At 58.6% G+C, this 23365-nt stretch carries 21 protein-coding genes and 1 pseudogene; 13 read left to right on the forward strand and 9 right to left on the reverse strand.

The genetic code is table 11. The features are described from left to right. Positions 1-295: 295 nt before the first annotated feature. The 7 genes from ACTG2T_RS17340 (at position 296) to ACTG2T_RS17370 (ending at position 8055) form a co-directional block, all read left to right on the forward strand. The gene (locus ACTG2T_RS17340; RefSeq protein ID WP_005337678.1) at positions 296-931 is read left to right on the forward strand and encodes a YchE family NAAT transporter; all 636 of its coding nucleotides are present in this window, start codon (positions 296-298) and stop codon (positions 929-931) included. A gap of 281 nt (positions 932-1212) precedes the next feature. Beyond that, positions 1213-2832 carry an ABC transporter substrate-binding protein gene (locus ACTG2T_RS17345; protein WP_167558099.1) on the forward strand — a complete coding sequence of 540 codons (1620 nt, stop codon included), beginning with the start codon at positions 1213-1215 and terminating at the stop codon, positions 2830-2832. Positions 2833-2930: 98 nt separating this feature from the next. Then, positions 2931-3851, forward strand: coding sequence for an oligopeptide ABC transporter permease OppB (oppB, locus tag ACTG2T_RS17350; RefSeq protein WP_005337672.1), 921 nt, complete (start codon positions 2931-2933; stop codon positions 3849-3851). Positions 3852-3865: 14 nt separating this feature from the next. Further along, complete coding sequence (oppC, locus tag ACTG2T_RS17355; protein ID WP_005337670.1) at positions 3866-4777, forward strand: oligopeptide ABC transporter permease OppC; 912 nt, start codon at positions 3866-3868, stop codon at positions 4775-4777. Between the two features lie 54 nt (positions 4778-4831). Beyond that, positions 4832-5812: an ABC transporter ATP-binding protein gene (locus ACTG2T_RS17360; protein ID WP_005337668.1), complete on the forward strand. Its 981-nt coding sequence runs from the start codon at positions 4832-4834 to the stop codon at positions 5810-5812. Then, positions 5813-6808 carry a murein tripeptide/oligopeptide ABC transporter ATP binding protein OppF gene (gene oppF, locus ACTG2T_RS17365; protein WP_005337666.1) on the forward strand — a complete coding sequence of 332 codons (996 nt, stop codon included), beginning with the start codon at positions 5813-5815 and terminating at the stop codon, positions 6806-6808. A gap of 302 nt (positions 6809-7110) precedes the next feature. Further along, positions 7111-8055, forward strand: coding sequence for a TerC family protein (locus tag ACTG2T_RS17370; RefSeq protein WP_005337664.1), 945 nt, complete (start codon positions 7111-7113; stop codon positions 8053-8055). A 65-nt stretch (positions 8056-8120) separates the two neighbouring features. Here ACTG2T_RS17370 and alr read toward each other — a convergent pair whose 3' ends face one another. After that, complete coding sequence (gene alr, locus ACTG2T_RS17375; protein ID WP_330124850.1) at positions 8121-9347, reverse strand: alanine racemase; 1227 nt, start codon at positions 9345-9347, stop codon at positions 8121-8123. A gap of 173 nt (positions 9348-9520) precedes the next feature. Between alr and ACTG2T_RS17380 the strand changes: the two genes are divergently transcribed. After that, complete coding sequence (locus tag ACTG2T_RS17380) at positions 9521-9970, forward strand: methyltransferase family protein (protein WP_107682327.1); 450 nt, start codon at positions 9521-9523, stop codon at positions 9968-9970. A gap of 92 nt (positions 9971-10062) precedes the next feature. Here ACTG2T_RS17380 and tapW read toward each other — a convergent pair whose 3' ends face one another. Further along, complete coding sequence (gene tapW, locus ACTG2T_RS17385; protein ID WP_005353124.1) at positions 10063-11202, reverse strand: type IVa pilus ATPase TapW; 1140 nt, start codon at positions 11200-11202, stop codon at positions 10063-10065. 58 nt (positions 11203-11260) lie between these two features. Then, positions 11261-11617, reverse strand: a complete 357-nt coding sequence (locus tag ACTG2T_RS17390) for a DMT family protein (protein WP_005337656.1) — start codon at positions 11615-11617, stop codon at positions 11261-11263. A 112-nt stretch (positions 11618-11729) separates the two neighbouring features. Between ACTG2T_RS17390 and ACTG2T_RS17395 the strand changes: the two genes are divergently transcribed. The 3 genes and pseudogenes from ACTG2T_RS17395 to ACTG2T_RS17405 all read left to right on the forward strand — a co-directional run bounded on the left by ACTG2T_RS17395 (position 11730) and on the right by ACTG2T_RS17405 (position 14427). Further along, positions 11730-12461 (forward strand): substrate-binding periplasmic protein, encoded by a 732-nt coding sequence (locus ACTG2T_RS17395; protein ID WP_019446655.1) that lies wholly within the window; start codon positions 11730-11732, stop codon positions 12459-12461. Positions 12462-12557: 96 nt separating this feature from the next. Beyond that, complete coding sequence (gene btuC, locus ACTG2T_RS17400) at positions 12558-13565, forward strand: vitamin B12 ABC transporter permease BtuC (RefSeq protein WP_330124851.1); 1008 nt, start codon at positions 12558-12560, stop codon at positions 13563-13565. A 65-nt stretch (positions 13566-13630) separates the two neighbouring features. Beyond that, a pseudogene (locus ACTG2T_RS17405) lies at positions 13631-14427 on the forward strand (ATP-binding cassette domain-containing protein). Positions 14428-14543: 116 nt separating this feature from the next. Here ACTG2T_RS17405 and ACTG2T_RS17410 read toward each other — a convergent pair. Beyond that, positions 14544-15605: a 3-deoxy-7-phosphoheptulonate synthase gene (locus ACTG2T_RS17410; RefSeq protein ID WP_064336455.1), complete on the reverse strand. Its 1062-nt coding sequence runs from the start codon at positions 15603-15605 to the stop codon at positions 14544-14546. Between the two features lie 144 nt (positions 15606-15749). Here ACTG2T_RS17410 and ACTG2T_RS17415 point away from each other — a divergent pair, with 144 nt between their 5' ends. Continuing rightward, positions 15750-16130 carry a diacylglycerol kinase gene (locus tag ACTG2T_RS17415; RefSeq protein WP_111899524.1) on the forward strand — a complete coding sequence of 127 codons (381 nt, stop codon included), beginning with the start codon at positions 15750-15752 and terminating at the stop codon, positions 16128-16130. An 81-nt stretch (positions 16131-16211) separates the two neighbouring features. On the opposite strand, the gene serA is transcribed toward ACTG2T_RS17415, so the two are convergent. The 5 genes from serA to ACTG2T_RS17440 all read right to left on the reverse strand — a co-directional run bounded on the left by serA (position 16212) and on the right by ACTG2T_RS17440 (position 22249). Then, complete coding sequence (gene serA / locus ACTG2T_RS17420; protein WP_033137987.1) at positions 16212-17444, reverse strand: phosphoglycerate dehydrogenase; 1233 nt, start codon at positions 17442-17444, stop codon at positions 16212-16214. Between the two features lie 324 nt (positions 17445-17768). Further along, positions 17769-18422 carry a ribose-5-phosphate isomerase RpiA gene (gene rpiA, locus ACTG2T_RS17425; protein WP_005353106.1) on the reverse strand — a complete coding sequence of 218 codons (654 nt, stop codon included), beginning with the start codon at positions 18420-18422 and terminating at the stop codon, positions 17769-17771. 161 nt (positions 18423-18583) lie between these two features. Further along, positions 18584-19180, reverse strand: a complete 597-nt coding sequence (locus ACTG2T_RS17430) for a 5-formyltetrahydrofolate cyclo-ligase (RefSeq protein ID WP_005337635.1) — start codon at positions 19178-19180, stop codon at positions 18584-18586. A 315-nt stretch (positions 19181-19495) separates the two neighbouring features. After that, complete coding sequence (locus ACTG2T_RS17435) at positions 19496-20830, reverse strand: Na+/H+ antiporter NhaC family protein (RefSeq protein ID WP_042056531.1); 1335 nt, start codon at positions 20828-20830, stop codon at positions 19496-19498. Positions 20831-21268: 438 nt separating this feature from the next. Continuing rightward, positions 21269-22249: an alpha/beta hydrolase gene (locus ACTG2T_RS17440; protein ID WP_330124852.1), complete on the reverse strand. Its 981-nt coding sequence runs from the start codon at positions 22247-22249 to the stop codon at positions 21269-21271. 273 nt (positions 22250-22522) lie between these two features. Between ACTG2T_RS17440 and dapB the strand changes: the two genes are divergently transcribed. Next, positions 22523-23335, forward strand: coding sequence for a 4-hydroxy-tetrahydrodipicolinate reductase (gene dapB / locus ACTG2T_RS17445; protein ID WP_005347132.1), 813 nt, complete (start codon positions 22523-22525; stop codon positions 23333-23335). The last annotated feature ends 30 nt before the right edge of the window (positions 23336-23365 follow it).

Genomic DNA, 23365 nt, shown 5'->3' on the forward strand with positions numbered 1-23365 from the left:
TGGGAAGGCAAAGCTTGGATTCTCTCGAGTCGCTTGGTCATTCGGTCAGTCACCGTCTTATTCTCTGGTCATGACTAAGCAGGCTTGTGCTCACTTTTCTGGCGCGTGTCGGGCGGTAGAAAGGGCTTTTGACATCGGTTTATGCCAGTTAGCGCGGATGCATTAGATGAACTAACTAAAAAACCCTCAAAATGGTGAGATTATTTGATTGGTGCCCGCTCTGGCTATGATGTAAATTTACGCACGAAATTAATGGACTGGCCCGCTGGGCCCGAAACTCTATTGGAAGGCGCCTATGGCAGCAATTGACGTCTCGTTGTATCTGAAGTTTTTTGTCGGTTTGTTCGCAATTATCAACCCGCTTGGTTTGTTGCCGGTGTTTGTCAGCCTGACCAGCCACCATACCCAGGCCGAGCGGATGAAAACCAATACCACTGCCAATATCGCGGTGATGGTGATCCTGCTGGTCTCCATGTATATGGGGCAGCTGATCCTCGATGGGTTTGGCATCTCGCTGGCGTCGTTCCGGATCGCCGGTGGGTCGCTGATTACCCTGATTGCCTGGTCGATGCTGCAGGGCAAGCTGGGCGAGGTGAAGCACAACAAACAGGAGAAGGGTGAACTGGCGGTGCGCGAGTCTATCGCCGTGGTACCGCTGGCGCTGCCGCTGATGGCGGGCCCAGGTGCCATCTCCTCGGTAATTGTCTATGCCAGCCAGAGCCACTGGCAGCAGCTGCTCGGCATGTCAGTGGTTGTCGTTGTCTTCTCCTTCTGCTCCTGGCTCATCTTCCGCGCCGCGCCGCTGCTGTTCAAGATCATGGGCAACACCGGCATCAACGTGGTGACCCGTATCATGGGTCTTATCATGATGTCGCTGGGTATCGAGATCATGGTGGCCGGCATCAAGGGGGTTTTCCCCAGCCTGATGTGAGCCAGCTCCGCTTTATGAAAGCCGGTCCTCGTGACCGGCTTTTTATTGGTTGCTTTTTGCCCGGTCTTTTCTAGAATCGGTCGTTTGTGTGAAAAATGAGCGTTTTGTTGGTGTTTTAATACTGAAAAAGCGCGTGCCAGCTGATTTTTTGACCAGAAAATGACGATTACCCTGACAATATCTGTTGCATTATCGGAATTGGCAGGGAATTATGCTGGGAGCGGGTTTTAACCCCGTCACTTTTTAAAAAATGCATGGAATGTTCTTGTTGGAGTAGGGAAATGACTCATAAAAAAACAATGATTAACACATTGCTGGTGGCTGCACTGTTTGGTGGCGTCAATGTGGCTCAGGCTGCCGATGTCCCGGCGGGAACCAAGCTGGCTGAAGTCCAGCAACTGGTAAAAGGCAACGGCTCCGAGCCTGCGACCCTTGACCCGCACAAGACCGAAGGAACGGTCGAATCCAATATCCTGCGCGACCTGTTCGAGGGTCTCGTTGCTTCCGGCCCGAAAGGGGAAATTCTCCCGGCTGTGGCTGAATCCTGGGAAACCAAGGATAACAAGCACTACGTCTTCCACCTGCGCAAAGATGCCAAGTGGTCCAATGGTGACCCGGTCACTGCCCACGATTTCGTTTTTGCTTTCCAGCGTGCCGTTGATCCGAAAACCGCCTCTCCTTACTCCTGGTATCTGGAGATCCCGACCATTGCCAATGCCTCCGAGATCATCGCAGGTAAAAAGCCGGCTGATACGCTGGGCGTGAAGGCGACCGACGACTACACCTTCGAAGTGCAGCTTGAGAAAGCGATCCCTTACTTCGTCAGCATGCTCTCCCACACCACCACCTATCCGGTCCCGAAGAAGGTGATCGAGAAGTTCGGTGACAAGTGGACCCAGCCGGAAAATATGGTATCCAACGGTGCCTATACCCTGAAGAACTGGGTGGTGAACGAGCGCGTCGAAGTGGAGCGCAACAAGCACTACTGGAACGATGGCAAGACCGTTATCAACAAGGTGGTCTATCTGCCCATCCAGTCTACCAACGCCGACCTGAGCCGCTATCTGGCGGGCGAAGTGGACATCACCTATCAGATGCCCATCGAGCGCTTCAAGCAGATGAAGAAAGAGAAGCCGGACGAGCTGAAAGTGACCGGTTATGTTGGTACTTACTACTACCAGTACAACGTCAAGAAGAAGCCGTTTGACGATGTACGTGTCCGTACTGCGCTCTCCTATGCCATCGATCGCAACGTGATCGCCGACAAGGTGATGGGTCAGGGCCAGACGCCGGGTTACACCCTGGTGCCGGACTTCGTCGATGGCTTCAAGCCGGTGGCTCCGGAATGGTCGAAGATGACCCAGGCCGAGCGCGATGCCAAGGCAAAAGAGCTGCTGCAAGAGGCCGGTTTCGATGCCAGCAAGCCGCTGAAGTTCGAGCTGCTCTACAACACCGACGACAACCACAAGAAAGTGGCTGTGGCCGTGGCCTCCATGTGGAAGAAGCTGGGCGTGCAGGTGAGCCTGGTCAACCAGGAGTGGAAAACTTACCTGGAAACCAAGAAACAGGGTCAGTTTGACGTAGGTCGTGCCGGCTGGATCGCCGATTACAACGAAGCCTCCTCCATGCTGGATCTGATGCAGACCACCCACGGCAACAACGACGGCAAGTACTCCAATCCGGAGTTCGACAAGCTGATGGATTCATCCCGTGATCAGGTCGATGTGGCTGCCCGTAACAAGCTCTACGTCCAGGCGGAAGAGATCCTGGCCAAGGACATGCCGATCGCCCCCATCTACCAGTACGTGACTGCCCGTATGGTCAAACCCTATGTAGGCGGCTACCCGGCCAACCCGCTGGATAACCTCTACAGCAAAGATATGTACATCATTGCTCACTGATTTAAAGCAACAAGTCGCATAACAAGCAGGGCCCGCCGGACGGCGGGCCTTTATTACAACCGCGACCCTTTGGAAGCAGTACAGGACAGGAAATGTCTATGTTGAAATTCATTTTTAAACGGCTATTGGAAGCGATCCCGACTCTGCTGGTCTTGATCACCGTCTCTTTCTTCATGATGCGTTTCGCCCCGGGTAACCCCTTTACCAGCGAGCGCTCGCTCCCCCCCGAAGTCATCGCCAATATCGAGGCCAAATATGGGCTCGACAAACCCATTGGCATGCAATATCTCACCTACCTGGGCAACCTGGTGCAGGGTGATTTGGGCCCCTCTTTCAAATACAAGGATTTCACCGTCAATGATCTGGTGAGCCAGGCGCTGCCTGTTTCCGCCAAGATCGGGACCACGGCCTTCTTCTTCGCCGTGCTGCTGGGGGTCACTTTCGGCACCATAGCGGCACTGAAACAGAACACCATCATCGACTATCTGCTGATGTCGTCGGCCATGGCCGGGGTGGTGATCCCGGGCTTTGTGCTGGCGCCCTTGCTGGTGCTGTTCTTCAGTATTCATCTTGGCTGGTTCCCTGCCGGTGGATGGCAGGGGGGGGGCATCCAGTTTATGGTGCTGCCGGTGTTCGGCATGATGATGTACTACATCTCTGCCATCTCGCGGATCATGCGGGGCAGCATGATCGAGACCATGAACTCCAACTTCATCCGTACCGCCCGTGCCAAGGGGTTGCCGCTGCGCCACATCATCCTGAAACACGCGCTACGTCCGGCCATGCTGCCGGTGGTCTCCTATCTGGGCCCGGCCTTTGTCGGCATCATCACAGGTTCCGTGGTGATCGAGACCATCTTCGGCCTGCCGGGGATCGGTCAGCTGTTCGTCAACGGTGCCCTTAACCGTGATTACTCCATGGTGCTCGGTCTGACCATTCTGGTCGGCGCCCTCACCATCACCTTTAACGCTGTGGTCGATATCCTCTACGCCTTTATCGATCCCAAGATCCGTTACTAATTCGGGAGTTCATCATGGTTGTTTCAACTGAAAAACGCGATGCCGTTGAGGCGTTCGCGCAAAAAGTGGAAGTGGTGGAGGGGCGCTCCCTGTGGAAGGATGCCCGTCGCCGTTTCCTGCGCAACAAGGCGGCCCTGACCAGCCTGATCATTCTGACCATCATCGGTCTGGCGGTCATCTTTGGCCCCCATTTGTCCCAATACACCTTTGACGATCCGGACTGGGGCGCCATGCAGTCGCCGCCGGATATGGAAGCGGGTCACTACTTCGGAACCGACAGTCTGGGGCGCGATCTGTTCGTGCGCACCCTGCTGGGCGGTCGCATCTCACTGATGGTCGGCATCATGGGCGCCATGGTGGCGGTCATCATCGGTACTTTGTATGGCGCGGCCTCCGGTTTTATCGGCGGGCGGGTCGACAGTCTGATGATGCGGGTACTGGAGATCCTCAACGCCTTCCCCTTCATGTTCTTTGTCATCATGCTGGTCACCTTCTTTGGCCGCAATCTGGCTCTCATCTTTATCGCCATCGGGGCGGTGAGCTGGCTCGACATGGCGCGGATCGTGCGCGGCCAGACTCTCAGCCTCAAGAGCAAGGAGTTTATCGAGGCAGCCCACGTCTGTGGCGTCTCCAAGTGGAAGATCATCACCCGTCACATCGTTCCGAACGTACTCGGTATCGTGGCCGTCTACGCCACCTTGCTGGTGCCGGGGATGATCATGTTTGAATCCTTCCTGAGTTTCCTGGGCCTTGGTGTTCAGGAACCGATGACCAGCTGGGGTGCCCTGCTGGATGAAGGCTCCAAGTCGATGGAAGTGGCCATCTGGCAACTGCTGTTCCCCGCCTGCTTTATGGTGGTGACCCTGTTTTGCTTCAACTTCCTCGGGGATGGTCTGCGTGACGCCCTCGATCCGAAAGATCGTTAATCGAGCACCGGATCGACAGGAAAGCATCACGAAAGATCGATAAGGAGTTTTTATATGAAGTTACTGGATGTGAAAGATCTGCGGGTCGAGTTCAAGACCCCGGACGGCAATGTGGTGGCGGTCAACGACCTCAACTTTTCTCTCTCTGCGGGTGAAACCCTGGGGATTGTCGGCGAGTCCGGCTCCGGCAAATCCCAGACGGCCTTTGCCATCATGGGGCTGCTGGCCAAAAACGGCATTATTACCGGTTCCGCCAAGTTTCAGGGTGAGGAGATCCTCAACCTGCCGGAGTCCAAGCTCAACAAGATCCGCTCCGAGAAGATCGCCATGATCTTTCAGGACCCCATGACCTCGCTCAACCCCTACATGAAGGTGCAGGATCAGCTGATGGAAGTGCTGATGTTGCATAAGGGCGTCAGCAAGGCGGAAGCGTTCGAAGAGTCGGTACGGATGCTCGATGCGGTCAAAATTCCCGAAGCACGCAAGCGGATGGGCATGTATCCCCACGAGTTCTCCGGCGGCATGCGTCAGCGGGTGATGATCGCCATGGCACTGCTCTGCCGGCCGCAACTGCTGATCGCCGACGAGCCGACCACCGCGCTCGACGTGACCGTACAGGCCCAGATCATGACTCTGATGAACGAGCTCAAGCGCGAGTTCAACACCGCCATCATCATGATCACCCATGACCTTGGCGTAGTCGCCGGTATCTGCAACAAGGTGCTGGTGATGTATGCCGGTCGTACCATGGAGTACGGCAAGGTAGACGATATCTTCTATCGCCCGAGCCACCCCTACACCGAAGGTTTGCTGCGCGCCATTCCCCGCCTCGATACCGAAGGGGAAGTGCTGCCCACCATCCCGGGCAATCCGCCCAACCTGCTGCGTCTGCCCACCGGTTGCCCCTTCCAGGAGCGTTGCCACCGTGTCAGCGAAATTTGCGGCCAGCAGTCACCGATCTTGACCCCCTTCAACGACGGTCGGGAGCGTGCCTGTCACTGGGTTTCGGATGCCATGAACAAGGGGGCCAACTAAATGGGTGCCGACAAAAAATTGCTGTTGGAAGTGTCTGACCTCAAGGTCCACTTCAGTATCAAGAGTGGCAAGGCGTGGCCCTGGGCCAAGCCGTCTGACCTCAAGGCGGTCGATGGCGTGACCTTGCGTCTCTATGAGGGTGAAACCCTCGGCGTGGTGGGTGAATCCGGCTGCGGCAAATCGACCTTTGCCCGCGCCATCATCGGTCTGGTACCGGCCACCGATGGCAAGGTGGTGTGGCTGGGTGACGATCTCACCAAGCTCGATCAGAATGCCCTGCGCGAGAAGCGCAAAGAGATCCAGATGATCTTCCAGGACCCGCTGGCTTCTCTGAACCCGCGCATGACCATCGGCGACATCATTGCCGAGCCGCTCATCACCTTCTATCCCAACCTGCCACGGGAAGAGGTGAAGGAGAAGGTGCGCGCCATGATGAGCAAGGTGGGGCTCTTGCCCAACCTGGTCAACCGCTACCCGCACGAGTTTTCTGGCGGCCAGTGCCAGCGGATCGGTATCGCCCGGGCGCTGATCCTCGAGCCCAAGATGATCATCTGCGATGAGCCGGTGTCAGCGCTTGATGTCTCTATCCAGGCACAGGTGGTCAACCTGCTCAAATCCCTGCAAAAGGAGATGGGGCTGTCGCTTATCTTCATCGCCCACGACCTGTCGGTGGTCAAACATATCTCCGACCGGGTGCTGGTGATGTATCTGGGCAACGCCGTTGAGCTGGGGACCCGCAAGGAGATCTTCGCCAATCCGCTGCACCCCTACACCAAGGCGCTGATGTCAGCGGTGCCAATCCCGGACCCTGAGCTGGAGCGCAACAAGGTGATCCAGATCCTGGAGGGGGATTTGCCCTCACCGATGAACCCGCCGTCCGGTTGCGTGTTCCGCACCCGCTGCCCGGTGGCTGGCCCCGAGTGCGCCAAGACCCGCCCCGTGCTGGAGGGGAACTTCGATCACGCGGTCTCCTGCCTCAAGGTCGACCCGCTCTGATGGGGCTGTGTTGAACCTGCTTGCGGGGCTCCTTGATGGGGCCCCGATTTATTTTTGACGGCAGTGAAGATGCCTCTTGGCGTTATCTTTTACCGCTGCTACTATCCGCGCAACAAGGGGAGTAACTTCTCGCCGGTTTGTCGTCATTACGGTGCACCCATTTCCTGCAGTGCACCCGGCAGCCGGGCAGTCGATGCAAATCAGCTGTAAGTGAGACCTTGCCGAGAGGCAAGGTGTATCTGCTCCAAACGCAAACCCACGCCTCTCGGTCGTGGGTTTTGTCGTTTTTGGGAGAAGTGAAAATGGGTGAATGGTGGATGTGGACCGGTTTCTTCAGCATAGTGCTGGTCCTGTTATGGATAGACATACGCTTTGTCGGTGGCGGCAAGTCACACAAGGTGTCCCTCAAAGAGGCGGGCGTCTGGTCCCTCATCTGGGTCAGCGTGGCGCTGCTCTTCAACTTGGCTATCTGGCTCTGGCTGGATCACAGCGCGGGCCGTGAAATTGCCAACCAGAAGGGACTGGAGTTCCTCACCGGCTACCTCATCGAGAAAGCGCTGGCAGTAGACAACGTCTTCGTCTGGCTGATGCTGTTCGGCTACTTTGCCATTCCAGCCGAGCTGCAGCGCCGGGTGCTGCTGTACGGGGTACTGGGTGCCATCGTGATGCGTGCCGGTATGGTGTTCGCGGGCAGCTGGCTCATCGAGCAGTTCCACTGGATCCTCTATCTGTTTGGCGCTTTCCTGCTGCTGACCGGTGCCAAGATGCTGTGGGCGGCCGACAAGGAGCCGGACTTGGCCAACAACCCGTTGCTGGGCTGGATGCGCCGTCGCTTCAAGGTGACCGAGACCCTGGAAGGGGAGAAGTTCTTCGTCTGGCGTGACGGCGTGCGCTATGCCACCCCGCTGCTGCTCATTCTGGTGTTGGTGGAGGTGAGCGATCTCATCTTCGCGGTGGACAGTATCCCTGCCATCTTTGCGGTGACCACGGATCCCTTCATCGTGCTGACCTCCAACATCTTCGCCATCATGGGTCTGCGTGCCATGTACTTCCTGCTGGCGGGTGTGGCTGATCGCTTCGCCCTGCTCAAATACGGTCTGGCACTGATCCTGATGTTTATCGGGGTCAAGATGCTGCTGCTGGATATCTTCAAGATCCCGACCGGCATAGCACTGGGCGTAGTCGCGTTGATCCTGCTGGCATCCATGGGGCTGAGTCTGTTTGTGACCCGAAAAAAGGCCGCTTGAGCGCGGCAGACAATGAAGCAATAACAACAAGGGCTCCCGCGGGAGCCCTTTTTCATATCGCGTGATCAGCGTTTGATCTTCTTGGGGTTGGTGTAGCCCCAGATGGTGTACATATCCGCCAGCAGGGCGCCGTTGTACTCCTCCAGATCCGCCTGTTTCACTTCGGCGTCACCCTGACGGCCAAACAGCACCACCTCGTCGCCGGGTTTCACCCCTTTCAGATCAGTCACATCCACCATGATGGTGTTCATGGAAGTCTTGCCGACCACCGGCATCTTCTGACCCTGGATCAGCACATAGGCTTTGTTGCTGAGGGAGCGGCGATAACCGTCGGAGTAGCCCAGCGGCAGGTTGGCGAGCCAGGAGTCACGCTTGAGGGTATAGGTGCGGTCATAACCGACGGTGTTGCCCGCGGCATAGTGGTTGACAGAGGCGACCTGTGTCTTGAATGCCATCACCCGCTTGTACTCGGTGTGGGAGGGGATGGAATCACCGTAGAGCAGGCCACCCGGGCGCACCATGTCGAAGTAGGCGTCCGGCACGGCCAGGGTGGCGAAGGAGTTGGCGGCGTGGATGGTGATCTTGCTGCGATCCAGCTTGCCCGCTTCCAGCAGCCACTGGGAGTCCAGTTTGAACTGGGCCAGCCCCATCTTGACGTCCTCTTTCTCCTCAACCGGGAAGTGGGTCATGATGCCGACCGGGGTGATCCCCTTGAGCTTGAGCATAGCCAGCGCATCCTGCTTGGCATCGGCCAGACGCAGGTCGATGCCGTTGCGGCTCATGCCGGCGGAGTTGAGCGCAATATGCACCGGAATGGCGGTGTGGTGGCGCTGGGCGATCTCGGCGATACCCTGGGCACTTACGAGGCTGCCGATCAGCTCCTCCATCTTGTAGGGCAGGGCCTGCTCTACTTCATCCGGAGTGGCGGCACGTACCCGCATCAGACGGCCGGTAAAGCCCTTCTCGCGGGCGACGCGCGCCTCTTCGTTGCTGGCGATGCCGATGCAGGGGATATTGGCCTTGACCACGGAGGGGACCAGCAGGTCGATGCCATGACCATAAGCGTCGGCCTTCATGATGGCGCAGATCTGCGGGCCCTTGTCGCCGAGGCGATCCTTGAGGGTCTGGATATTGTGTTCAAAGGCGCCCAGATCCACTTCCAACCAGGCGTTGCTGGCGGTTTGCTCCTGGCCGTTGCGATGATCCGTCGCAAGGGGCAGATAGGGAGCCGCAACGGCTTGGCCCGCGAGCAGGCCGAAGATCAGGGTAGCCAGCAGAGTTTTCTTGTGCATGGTGATTCCTTTTTGTTGTTCGCGTTGGATAGTTTGGACGGGGTCGGCCACATTGGTGGTGGTTTAATCACAACTTGTTGTTATTATTATGATCTTTGTCACTCTCAACAGGCGCTGACTGGTTGGGAGTCTACCGCAACACGGGTTCGGCCGACACTCGTCAGGGGAATAAAATGGTCAATCTTGAGTTACGTTTGCCACCACCGCTGATCTTCCTGCTCTGTGCCGGGGCCATGTGGTGGCTAAGAGGGGAGAGCCAGCCAGGCATCTGGGCAATGACGCTGATGGCTGTGCTGGTAGTGGCGGGGGCCATCATGGGCTTTGGTGCCCTGCAACGGTTTCGTCACCACCAGACCACGGTCAGCCCCACCAAACCTCAGCACACCAGTCGTCTGGTGACCTGTGGCGTCTATCGTGTCAGTCGCAATCCCATGTATCTGGGGCTGCTCTGCTGGCTGGCCGCCTGGGGCTGTTATCTCGGTGGAAGTTGGGTCTGGGTTGGGCCAATCGTGCTGGTGGCCTGGCTGACCCGCTTTCAGATCATGCCGGAGGAGCGGCTGCTGCGCGCCCGTTTCGGCGACGAGTATGTGGCGTATTGCCAGCGCGTTCGCCGTTGGTGCTGACTGGCTGTGAGCTGCGTGAGCTGAGGGATAAGTCGGGTCAGCCGTGCGGGATAAAGAAAACCCCGGCTGGCCCGGGGTTCTCGAGGGGCAGGTTAGAAAAAATCGCCCTTCTCGTCCTTGGTGGGTTCGAGGCTCCAGCCGGTGGCATCGCTGCTGCTGGCAATCTGCCCCTTCTCCTTCCACAGCTTGATCTTGAGGCGCAGGTTGTTGGCCGAGTCGGCGTTCTTCACCGCCTCTTCTTCCTCAATTACCCCTTCCACCACCAGATCGAACAGTGCACTGTCGAAGGTAACCATGCCGAGGGCCTTGGATTTTTCCATCACCTCTTTGAGGCCGCCAAATTCGCCGCGCTTGATCATGTCGCGGATGGTGTGGGTGCCGAGCATGATCTCCACTGCGGCCCGGCGACCGCCATCGGTGGTTTTCACCAGCCGCTGGGAGACAAAAGCCTTGAGGTTGTTGCCCAGATCGTTGAGCAGCTGGGGGCGGCGCTCCTCGGGGAAGAAGTTGATGATGCGATCCAGCGCCTGGTTGGCGTTGTTGGCGTGCAGGGTGGAGATGGCAAGGTGGCCGGTTTCGGAGAAGGCCAGCGCATGTTCCATGGTCTCGCGATCGCGGATCTCGCCGATAAGAATGACGTCCGGCGCCTGACGCAGGGTGTTTTTCAGGGCAGCATGGAAGCTACGGGTATCTACCCCCACCTCCCGCTGGTTGATGATGCTCTTGCGGTGACGATGAACGAACTCCACCGGATCCTCGATGGTGATGATGTGGCCACCGCTGTTGCGGTTGCGATGGTCGATAAGCGCCGCCAGCGAAGTGGATTTACCCGAGCCGGTACCGCCGACAAACAGCACCAGACCGCGTTTCTCCATGATGGTGTCGAGCAGCACAGGCGGGAGTTTGAGATCTTCAAAGCGGGGGATTTCGGTCTTGATGTTGCGGGCCACAAGAGAGACTTCGTTGCGCTGCTTGAAGATGTTGACCCGAAAGCGGCCGATCTGGGGCAGGGAGATGGCGAGGTTCATCTCCAGATCCTTCTCGAACTGCTGCTTCTGCTCGCCATCCATGATCTCGGCGGCGATCCGCGCCACTTCACCCGGTTCCAGCGGCGTTTCGTTGAGGGGGCGCAGGCCGCCGTTAAATTTGGCGCAGGGGGGCGCGCCGGTCGACAGATAGAGGTCTGAGCCATCCTGCTTGGCCAGGATCTGTAACATGTCTCGCAATTCCATTTTTTTGCCTCGTCGATCAATGAGATGCCATGAGCGGGATGATATTGAGTGTACAGCCTCAGGCGCCGGTCAGTTTCTCGCGAAAGACAAAAAAGACCGCACCGAGAATGCAGAGCCCTGCCCAGAGATAGTCCCATTTCAGATCTTCCTTGAGATAGAAGATAGAGAAGGGGACGAATACGGTGAGTGTGATCACTTCTTGCAGGATTTTAAGTTGGCCCACGCTCATCACCGTATGGCCGATGCGGTTGGCGGGCACTTGCAGCAGGTATTCGAACAGGGCGATACCCCAGCTCACCAGGGCGGCAATGATCCAGGGTTTATGGTTCATGCTCTTGAGGTGAGCGTACCAGGCGAAGGTCATAAAGACGTTGCTGCAGAGCAGCAGACCGATACTGGTGAAAATCGGGTTCATAGGGTTCTCCTTGAAAATCCGGCGCATTTTATCCCTGAACCACGGGTTTTCATACGTGGTGCGGGAGGGTATTTTTAACCAACAGGATAAGCCGTGCGAGGTATGCGACGGGATGGGCAAGTTATGCGGGATTGTGTTGTTACTGTTATTTGCCATGCCGTTGCGTGCGGCCCCGACGCTGACGGTGGCCACCGATCTGTGGCCGCCATTTCGCATCCTGCAAGCGGATGGCCGGTTGCAGGGGCTCGACATGGACATCCTGCGCCGGTTGCAACAGGCGAGCGGCATTGAGTTGCAGGTACGGCGGATGCCGTGGGGCAGGGCGCTCAAGCAGATGCAGACCGGCCAGGTCGATCTGATGATTGGTCTCGCCTATACCGCCGAGCGGGCGCAGTTTATCGACTATCTGCAGCCTGCCTACTACCAGTGCTGGCCCGCGTTTTATGGTCAGCCGGTCAATGTGGCCCGGATCCACCAATACCGCGATCTGCAGGGGGTGAAGGTGGGCTATGTGCTCAACTCCGCCTACTTTGAGCCCTTCAACAGTGACAGCCGCCTCGACAAGCACGGAGTACCTACCGAAGATCAGCTGCTGCGCATGGTGCAGCGTGGTCACCTGCCGCTGATGATCGGTACCGACTGTCAGGTGGACTATGCCCTGAGTCAGGGAAATGCCAGCCGGATAGGCAAGGCGGACTACCGTCCCGCCACGCCGGTGACCCTCTATCTGGGGATGAGCAAGCACTCACCTCACCAGTCGCTGCGCCAGCCCTTGCTGGTGGCGCTGCAAAATCTGGTGGCCAGCGGCGAGATAAGCGTGATGGCCAAGCGTTACCAGCCTTGACCTTGGGTGGCAAGCCACTGTTATCATGCCATTTTCCTGCTTCTCCCCCGGCGCTGCGACAGGGCCGGGGGAAGCCTTGTTATTCGGGGATCCTCCTTGTACCTCTCGCTTATCGCCCGCCAGCAGCGCTGGCAGCGGCGCTGGCTCTGTGGCCTGACGCTGCTGACCCTGCTGCTGTTTCTCTTCTCCCTCGTCTGGGGCGAGTTTGTGCTGCTGCCCTGGCAGCCCCTTGGCGATCTCGAACAGCGCATCCTGCTGGAGCTGCGCCTGCCGCGCGCCCTGCTGGCCCTCTTGGCTGGCGCCGCGCTCGCTTGTGGCGGCGCCGTATTGCAGGTGATGCTGCACAACCCGGTAGCCGAACCCGGGCTGCTTGGCGTTTCAAGCGGAGCAGGACTGGCTGCCATGGTTGCGATGGCGGTGGCCAAGTCCCTCGGCCTCTATCTGCCTGGCTGGGGGCTGTCGCTGGCGGCCTTCGGTGGCGCCCTGCTGGTGACCATGCTGCTCATTCGGCTGGCTCGTCGGGCGCGTCTCGGCCATGCCCGCTTGCTATTGTTTGGCGTCGCCATCGGCATTCTCACCAATGCCGCCATGACCTGGTTGATGTACTTTGCCGATGATGGCTCCTTGCGTGAATTCATGTTCTGGATGATGGGCAGCCTCTCTTACGGCAGCCAGCAGTTCGGCTGGTGGTGGCTGGTGCTGCCGCTCACCCTGGGCTGGCTCTGCTGGCAGGGCAAGGCGCTGCAACAGTTGTTGTTGGGGGAGACCCAGGCCCGCCTGATGGGGATGGATGTCGACAAGTTGCGGGTGCGGCTGGTGCTGGCGGTCTGTCTGCTGACCGGTGTGGCGGTGTCGTTGTGTGGTGTCATCGGTTTTGTCGGGTTGGTGGTGCCCCATCTGCTGCGGCTCTGCGGTGGCAGCGATCAGCGCTTTCTGCTGCCTGCCTCGGCGCTTGGCGGCGGGGCCCTGCTGCTGGCGGCCGATCTGGTTGCTCGATCCACCCTGAGCGCGGGGGAGTTGCCTATCGGCGTCATCACCGCCTCGGTGGGGGCGCCGCTCTTTATCTACCTGCTATTGAGGCAAACTGCCGATGGTGCTGCATGAATATCTGCATGATTTGGTCGGGGCGCGCAGTCTCCTTATTTACCCGTTGTTGAGGCAAGATGCCGATGTCACCCGCTGATCCCATGCCGGTTTCTTCTCGTGCTGCTGCGCCGCTGCTGGAGGCGCGCGCACTCGCCATTGCCGGACGGCTCTCTCCTCTAGATATCCGCTGGCATGGCGGCCAGTTGGTGGCGCTGCTTGGCCCCAATGGCAGTGGCAAGTCGACCCTGCTCGGGGCGCTGGCGGGGATTTTATCCGCCGATGGCACAGTGCTGCTGGGGGGGAAGTGCTTACTGACATGAGTTGGCCCGAGCTTGCCAAACGGCGCGCCATGCTGCCCCAGCGTCAGCCCCAGCTGTTTCATATTCCGGTGTTTCAGGTGTTGAGCCTGGGGCTCGATGAGATGGTTGCACCTGCCAGACAGAACGAGGCGATAAATGCATTGTGCGAGGCATTGGAGCTGGAAGCTTTGCTGGCTCGTGACTTCAGCAGGTTGTCGGGGGGCGAGCAGCAGCGGGTGCTGATTGCCCGCACCCTGCTGCAGGTGTGGCCGGGCCTCAATCCGACCGGCAAGGTGCTGCTGCTGGACGAGCCGCTGGCGGGGCTCGACCTGCATCACCAGCTGGCGCTATTGCGGTTGCTGAAAACCCTGGCCGGGCAGGGCTTGCTGGTGGTGCTCGCCATCCACGATATCAATCTGGCCATCGACTGGGCCGACCGCATTCTCTGCCTGCAAGGGGGCACGGTGGTGCGCGAAGGGGGTGTCGAGCTGGTGGATGAGGCGCTGCTGGCGCAGGTATTCCAGATCCGCACCGACCGCATCGAAGCTGCGGGGCGCGTGTGGTTTATGCCCAGTTTGTAAGTAGGGTGTACAGGAAAGAGGGCGCATGTAGGGCCGATTAGCGAAGCGTAATCGGCTGACAGCAAGAAGAAGGGGCCGGTATCAAAAATACCGGCCCCATTGGTTTTATTCGCAGTTCAAGCCTGTTTGCTCAGGCGCACCTGCGCCGCCTCTGCCAGCATCGCCAGCAGGGTTTCGGTGTCGCTCCACGACAAGCAGGCATCTGTGATGCTCTGGCCGAAGGTGGCGGCGCAGCCGTTCTCCACATCCTGCCGCCCTTCCACCAGGAAGCTCTCGGCCATGATACCGGCGATGCCGGTACGGCCGCGGCGCAGCTGATCGCAGATATCTTGCGCCACCAGCAGCTGACGGCGGTGATCCTTCATGCTGTTGCCATGGCTGAAATCGACCACCAGACGCTCCGGCAGGCCCACATCGGCCAACGCTTCACAGGCTTCATCGACACTGGCGGTGTCGTAGTTGGGTCGGTGGCCGCCACGCAGGATCACATGACCAAAGGGGTTACCAGCGGTGCGGTAGATGGTCATCTTGCCGTCCTTGTCCGGCGAATAGAAGATGTGGCTGTGACGGGCGGCGCGCACCGCATCGATGGCGATGCGGGTATTGCCGTCGGTGCCGTTCTTGAAGCCAACCGGGCAGGAGAGGGCCGAAGCCATCTCGCGGTGTACCTGGGATTCGGTGGTGCGTGCGCCGATGGCGCCCCAGGTGATGAGGTCGGCAATATACTGGCCGGTCACCATATCGAGGAATTCGGTGGCGGTTGGCATGCCGATCTCGTTGATGTCGACCAGCAGTTTGCGCGCCAGTTTCAGCCCTTCGTTGACGTCGAAGCTGCCATCGAGGCGAGGATCGTTGATCAGCCCTTTCCAGCCGACGATGGTGCGCGGCTTCTCGAAATAGGTGCGCATCACGATGCAGAGGCTCTCTTTATACTGCTCGCGCAGGGCATTGAGGCGCTGGGCATACTCGCGAGCAGCAGCGGGATCATGAATAGAGCAGGGGCCGACAATGACCAGCAGGCGCTGATCGTCTCCGGCCAGAATGGCTTCCACTTCGCGACGGGCATCCAGCAGATTCTGGGCAATGGTATCGGTGATCGGAAACGCGTGTGCAAGCTCGCTCGGAGTGATCAGTGACTCCAGGCGACGGGTGCGCAATTCATCTGTGTGAATGGACATACAACTCAAGTCTCGAGTGGGTGGTGTCAGCCGCAAGGGGCGAAAAAGCAAAGAGATAAAATAAAGCAAAAGTCCCCTGATTGAAACCTTGGGGGGCTCTGATAGGATGTGAGGCCAAAATCGATTCCAAATGAGGTAGATAGCGTGGCAAAGCCAGGGGCAACCGGGGTCACCCGCATCATCAACGCAACCGGTTACAGCATGAAGGGGCTCAAGTCAGCCTGGATTAACGAGGCGGCGTTTCGGCAGGAGCTGATGCTGATCCTGTTGCTGATGCCACTTGCCTTCTGGATTGGCGATTCCCTCAACCAGATCCTGCTGCTTATCGTCATCAGCTGGCTGGTGGTGATCGTCGAGATCCTCAACTCCGCCATTGAAGCTGTGGTAGACAGGGTTGGCTCCGAGCATCATGAGCTCTCCGGTCGCGCCAAGGATTTGGGCTCTGCCGCCGTCTTTATCGCGTTGGCCCTCAATGCCCTGGTGTGGGGCGCGCTGGTGGGCCGCAACCTGTTGGGGTGGTGGTAAGCCATCACGCTGCTTTGAGGTTCTGCTTCATACAAAAGCCCGTCATCACGACGGGCTTTTTGCTGCGCAGATAAGGGGCTATCAGTGGAGGATGCGGGCACGGATGGTGCCGTTGATCTCCTTGAGCTTGGCGAGCGCCTTCTCGCTGTGCTCCGTCTCCACGTCGATCACCACGTAACCGATATGGCTGCTGGTCTGCAGGTATTGACCGGCGATGTTGATCCCCTCTTCGGCGAAGATCTGGTTGATCTGGTTCATCACGCCCGGCTGGTTGCGGTGAATATGCAGCAGGCGGCTGGAGCCCTTGTGGCCCGGCAGCGACACTTCCGGGAAGTTGACGGCGGAGAGGGTGGAGCCGTTGTCGGAGTATTTGACCAGCTTGTTGGCCACTTCCAGCCCGATGTTCTCCTGCGCTTCATGGGTGGTGCCACCGATGTGCGGGGTCAGGATGACGTTCTCCAACCCGCGCAGCGGGCTTTGGAACTCCTCGTCGTTGGACTTGGGCTCGACCGGGAAGACGTCGATGGCAGCGCCGGCAATATGGCCGCTCTTGATGACGTCAGCCAGCGCATCGATATCCACCACGGTACCGCGGGCGGCGTTGATAAAGATGGCGCCCGGTTTCATCATCCGCAGCTGCTCGGCACCGATCATGTTCTTGGTGGAGGCGGTTTCCGGCACGTGCAGGCTGATGACGTCAGACATATTGAGCAGCTCGACCATGCTCGGCACCTGAATGGCGTTACCCAGCGAGAGCTTGTTCTCGATATCGTAGTAATAAACCTTCATGCCGATGCTTTCGGCGATGATGCCAAGCTGGGTACCGATGTGGCCGTAGCCGATGATGCCGAGCTTCTTGCCGCGCGCTTCCACCGAGCGGTTGGCCAGTTTTTCCCACACGCCGCGATGGCACTTGGCGTTTTTCTCGGGGATGCCGCGCAGCAGCAGCAGGATCTCACCCAGAACCAGCTCGGCAACCGAGCGGGTGTTGGAGAAGGGGGCGTTGAAGACCGGAATACCGCGGATCTGGGCCGCTTCCAGCTCGACCTGGTTGGTACCGATGCAGAAGCAGCCGATGGCGACCAGTTTGCTGGCGGCGTCGAGCACTTTCTCGGTGATCTGGGTGCGGGAGCGCAGCCCGATGAAATGGACGTCGCGGATCTGCTCGATCAGCTCCTCTTCGGAGAGCGAGGTCTTGAGATACTCCACACTGGTGTAACCTGCAGCACGAAAGGTCTCTACGGTGTTGGGGTGAACCCCCTCCAGCAGCAGAACCTTGATTTTATCCTTGTCCAACGAAAACTTGGCAGTCATGACGATCCCTCTGTATGTGCAAACGTAAGTGCAGATTTGGTGTGCGAAGAAAACCGTAAAGTAGCAAAAACGTTTGGGAGAGGGAATATTTGTGACGAAAGTCAAATTCTTTGAAGTTATCAACGAATGTTGTAAACATCCGTATGCAACTTGTTGAGGGATAAATAAAAACGGCGCCATCAGGCGCCGCCATTTATTCACAGTGCAATGTTTGGGTCATATCCCATCCCGGGGCTCAATCAACGCCGCTGCTGCGTCAGAGGTGGCAGAGTGGCGCTGGCGAGCGAGGGAGGATGCCGCTGCACTGTGCTACCGGTGTCGGGATTACTGGGTAATCACGCCGTCCGGCGTACCGATCAGAACAACATCGGCGCCGCGCGCGGCGAACAGGCCGTTGGTGACCACACCAACAATGGCGTTCAGTCGTACTTCCAGCGCCTTGGCGTCGGTAATGGCCATGCCTTTCACATCCAGAATGTGGTTGCCGTTGTCGGTGACCACGCCTTCACGCCACACCGGGTTGCCACCCAGTTTGCGAATTTCGCGGGCCACGTATTCGCGGGCCATCGGGATCACTTCCACCGGCAGCGGGAACTGGCCCAGCACGTCGACGGTCTTGGTGTTGTCGATGATGCAGATGAACTTGTCAGCGACGGCGGCAACAATCTTCTCGCGGGTCAGGGCTGCGCCACCGCCCTTGATCATGTCGCGGGTTGCGTTGATCTCGTCGGCGCCATCCACATAGACGGAGAGGGCGTCGATCTCGTTGAGATCATATACGGTGATGCCGAAGCCCTTGAGGCGCTCGGTAGAGGCCACGGAGCTGGATACCGCCCCCTTGATCTCGTCCTTCATGGTCGCCAGCGCGTCGATAAAGTGGTTGACGGTAGAGCCGGTGCCCACCCCGACGATGGTGCCGGGAACCACATACTTGAGCGCAGCCCAACCGGCCGCCTTCTTCATTTCATCTTGAGTCATGATCGTTCCTTAAGAAAAAAGCGGGCGCATTATATCCAACCCGGTACCCCGTCGCGACCTTGTTGCTCACGTTCCGGGGCAAAAAGAGGGACTTTGTAAATCGTTTGCCTGTTTATTCTGCGTTTGCGCGCGCAAAGCCGGGGCTGCTGGCCAAAAACAGCTTATTCAAAGCGCCAGCAGTGGCTCGGGGTGATGATCTGGGGCAGCGGCACATCCCACTCCTCTTGCGGGACCGCATCTACCTGCTGGCAGTCGTGGGCAATGCCGAGCGGCTTGGGGCCCAGCTTGTGCTCATGCCAGATGGCGAGAGTGCGATCGTAGTAGCCGCCCCCCATGCCAAGACGATTGCCCTGGGCATCGAAGGCGACCAGCGGGGTGCAGATAAGATCGAGCGTGCTGTGGGGCACCACCTGCAGGATATCCAGCTCCGGCTCTTCGATGCCGTAGCGGTTGCGCACCATGGGGCTGGTGGCGGTATAGCGCAAAAAGAGCAGGTGCCCCGGGGTAAAGGGGTGGAGCACCGGCAGGTAGACCTCTTTGTGCTGGGCCCACAGCCAATGGATGGTGGGCAAGGGGTTGATCTCCCCGTCATTGGCCAGATAGAGGGCAATGCGTTTGGCGGCGAGGATCTCGGGGTGTTGCTTGAACTGGGCCAGCAGCTGTTGGGCCGCCGCCTGCTGCTCGGCCGGACTCAGATTTTTGCGGCGTTGACGAACCAGTTGGCGCAGGGATTGACGTTCGGGTTGGGACTCATGCATGGGGAACCTCTGGTATAGCTGCGCATCGATGGCTTGAACGCGCTCTACCTTAGCACATTCACTCTTGACGTTAAGGGGGACAGGGGAACTCCCGCCCCGGACGGCTGATGCCCGGAACGGTGGGATAAATGCTGGCTGATCCGTTAGTGAGTCAACAAGGGCCAGGGTGTGGCCCCTGTTGACAGCATGTCGGCGCGCCAGACTCTGGTCAGTTACTTGTCAGCCTTGCCGCGCATCTGGTGCTTCACAAACACTGCAATGAGTGCCGCTACCGCGAGCGCTAATCCTGTGTAGAAACGCATGGACGTTATCCTGTTACTTGTCAGCCTTGCCGCGCATCTGGTGCTTCACGAACACGGCAATCAGTGCCGCCACCGCGAGCGCCATCGGGTAGAAACTCATGCTCACCACCGCCAACGGCGACAGGGCGAAGATGGATCCCAGCAGCAGCGCCTGTGCGCCCCAGGGGATCAGACCCTGTACCACGCAGGAGAAAATATCGAGCATGGAGGCGGCGCGGCGCGGGGTGACACCGTGGTGTTCGGCCAGATCCCGGGCTACCTTGCTGGCGACGATAATAGCCACCGTGTTGTTGGCGGTGCAGAGGTTGGTGAGGCTCACCACCCCGGCGATGCCGAGCTCGGCCGCTTTCTCGTTCTGTTCACCATTGTGCTCGCGCGTGAAACGGGCAATCAGGGCGCTGATGCGCTCGCTGATCCAGGCCAGACCACCCTGACGCTCCATCAGGGCGCCGAGGCCGCCGATCAGCATGGAGAGCAGGAAGATCTCCTGCATGCCGGTAAAGCCCTGATAGATATCCTTGCTGAACTGACCGATGGCGTAGCCGTTGATCATGCCCACCACTCCGGCGGCCAGAATGCCGATCCCCAGCACCACAAACACATTCACCCCGGCGAGCGCCAGCCCCAGGATCAGCAGATAAGGCATCACCTTGAACAGCTCGATGGCGCTGCCGCTGGCAGGGGATTCACCCACTGAGCCCAGGGTCAGATAGAGCAGGATCACCGCGATGGCGGCAGGGGCCGCAATCTTGAAGTTCTCGCGGAACTTGTCCTTCATCTCGCACCCCTGACTGCGGGTTGCTGCTATGGTGGTGTCGGAGATGATGGAGAGGTTATCGCCAAACATGGCGCCGGAGAGAATGGTGCCTGCCATCAGCACCGGATCGATACCGGCCGCCTGCGCCACGCCCAGCGCGACCGGCGCCACGGCACCTATGGTGCCCATGGAGGTGCCCATAGCGGTAGCAATAAAGGCAGAGATGAGGAACAGCCCGGGCAACAGCGCCCAGCCAGGGATGAGCGACAGGCCCAGCGCCACGGTGGCATCAACGCCGCCGGTGGCCTTGGCCACGCTGGCAAAGGCGCCCGCTAGCAGATAGATAAGGCACATCGCCATGATATTGCTGTGGCCGACCCCCTTGAAGAAGGTCTCCAGATTGCTGTTGAAGCTCTCTTTGCCAAGCAGCAGGGCGAGCATCACCGCAGGCAGGGCAGCAACCGGAGCGGGCAGCTGATAGAAGGCGAATTCGACCCCCTGCAGGGTCAGCCAGGTACCGGTACCGATAAAGAGTGCGAGAAAAACCAGAAGTGGCAACAAGGCCCTGGCACTGGGTTGGATCTGGATCATGTGTTCCTCTGAAATTGAACAATGACCTCCTGTCATAAACTGCTTTGTACCTGTATCGGATAGGGATAGGGGGAAAACAGGGCGGGCATCCTGCCGCATTGGGGTGCCCACAGTAGTGAGTCAACCTCGCCTGGTCAAGATAGACGTCCAGATGGATAGGTGTTTTTGTTTGATGATTCTGGTGTTATTGAGATATCCAAAGAATATTCGGAAAAAGAAGTTAGTGCTGTTTATTGTTCATTGTCGTTCTGGCTCAGTCAGCGGGTATCTGGGGGTATCGCGTGCCTTTAATAAGGAAAGAGGGAAACGATAAGATCTCTGCATGCCATCTTGGGGATTTCTCCCGCTGCCAAACGTCAGCCGCACCTCTCTCTATCTCTACGTGAGCATGGTGCGGATATTTCCAGAACGTGTGGACACAAGACCTGGGCTGTGTGGTTACTGTGTCAGTTTCTCCACCGCCTGAACGGCTGTCGCGAGAGCATCCTGTTCCAGCGTCAGCGGAATGTGGCCAATACCGGGCAGCAGGGTTACAGGCCAGGAGATGCCGAGACGTCTTAACTCAGGTTCAAGTTGATCTGTTTGGAAGGCTTCGTCATTTGCACCCGCGATCACGGCGCAGGGGCGTTGCACATTGCGTAAATTCTGCTGATAGTCGCGCTCTGGCTGAAAGTTAGAGGCAAGGTTGAAGGAGTAGGAGGGGGTCAGCAGGGATTTCGCCTCATCATTAAGGGCAAAGTTCAGCACGGTCAGATGGTTGAGTGCGGAAATATGGAAACCGTTGAGGATGCTCAGGGCGATGAGGCGAGGCAAGCCGACACGCACCCAGCCACCGCTGTTGGGCCGGTAGTTGGCGGCGGTGGGGCCAAGATAGGGGGAGAGCAGCAGATAGCTCTCGAACAGGGTTTGTCTCGTGCTGCCAGTAACGCGCAGCACAAAGCCACCCCCTGACGAGAAGCCGACGAGTGTTGCAGGCTTACCGGGGGCTACCGACTTGATGAAATCTTCCAGATCGTCTTCAAGCTGACCGATGTAGGAAATGGTGCCTTTGTTGCCCGATGCGCCATGGCCGCGAATATCGAGGGCGTAGGCGTCATATCCCGCTTGCGAAAAGGCGTTCGCCATCTTGTGCATGCTCTGACTGCTGGCAGAAGAGCCGTGAACCAGTACCACGCTGCCCTTGACCTTGTTGTTCTTCGTATTGCCCTCTGCGCCATAGTGCCGATAGGCCAACTGCGTGCCGTCACGCGCCGGGTACCTTGAGAGAGGTGGCATGTTGCTCCAGTCACTCCCCTTGAAAGGGTCGTTGATGCTGGCCATCGCCGGTGCCGGACTCGGCCCGCCAAACAGCAGAGCCGCGGCCAGCATGACCAGGGTCAGTGATACCAACCCCACAGCAAACAGCAATCCTGCGCTCATCCTTGCACCTCATTTGATATCGACACGGGCGTTGCCCTGATTTTGCTTATGCTGGCATTTCACTCGTTCGAACCTATCAGATGGCACCCGGTCTGCCAAATGATGGAGTGAGACGATGAAAAACGGCCTGTGACCAAAAGGAAGTTCTTGGCCAGCCAGTGGGCGCTGCCGTTGGCGAGTGCAGCAAGGAGTGGTGGCATCATGGCTTTTCAAACCCGGCGCGGGCTGGTAAAACGGTCTCTTTCCATAATTAAAAGAGATGAGAGGGTGGAGATGGACAATCCGATCCGTGTGGCCGTGATGGGCTGTAATGGTCGTATGGGCAAGGTGCTGCTGGAGGCCATCACCAACACCGATGGCGTGGTGGTTGGTGCTGCACTGGAGCGGCCGGGTTCGGCGGTGATCGGTCTCGATGCCGGTGAGCTCAATGGGCTGGGCCATCTGGGTGTGGCCATCAGCGACAGTCTGGACAAGGTGCGCGATGAGTTTGATCTTATCATCGACTTCACCCGTCCCGAGGTGACGCTGGCCAATCTGGCCTTTGCGCTGGCCCACCACAAGCAGATGGTGATCGGCACCACCGGTTTTGACGATGCAGGCAAGGCCGCCCTGAAAGAGGCGGGCAAGCAGATCGGTATCGTGTTCGCCTCCAACTACTCGGTCGGGGTCAACCTGGTGTTCAAGCTGCTGGAGCAGGCCGCCAAGGTGATGGGGGATTACACCGACATCGAGATCATCGAAGGCCACCATCGCCACAAGGTGGATGCGCCATCCGGTACCGCGCTCTCCATGGGGGAAGTGGTCGCCAAAACGCTGGGCCGGGATCTGAAAGAGTGCGCCGTCTATGGCCGCGAGGGGATCACTGGCGAGCGGGATCGCAACACTATCGGCTTTGCCACCATTCGTGCTGGTGATCTGGTGGGGGAGCATACCGTCATGTTTGCCGATATCGGCGAGCGGGTGGAGATCAGCCACAAGGCCTCCAGCCGCCTGACCTTCGCCAACGGTGCTGTGCGGGCGGGCAAGTGGCTTGGTCAGCAGGGTGCCGGTCTTTATGACATGCAGGATGTGCTCAATCTCAAGTGATGCCTCTGAGCGGCACTTTCGTACTACTGC

It is taken from the genome of Aeromonas sp. 75A (genome assembly GCF_051919425.1).
GTDB classification, from domain to species: domain Bacteria; phylum Pseudomonadota; class Gammaproteobacteria; order Enterobacterales; family Aeromonadaceae; genus Aeromonas; species Aeromonas veronii.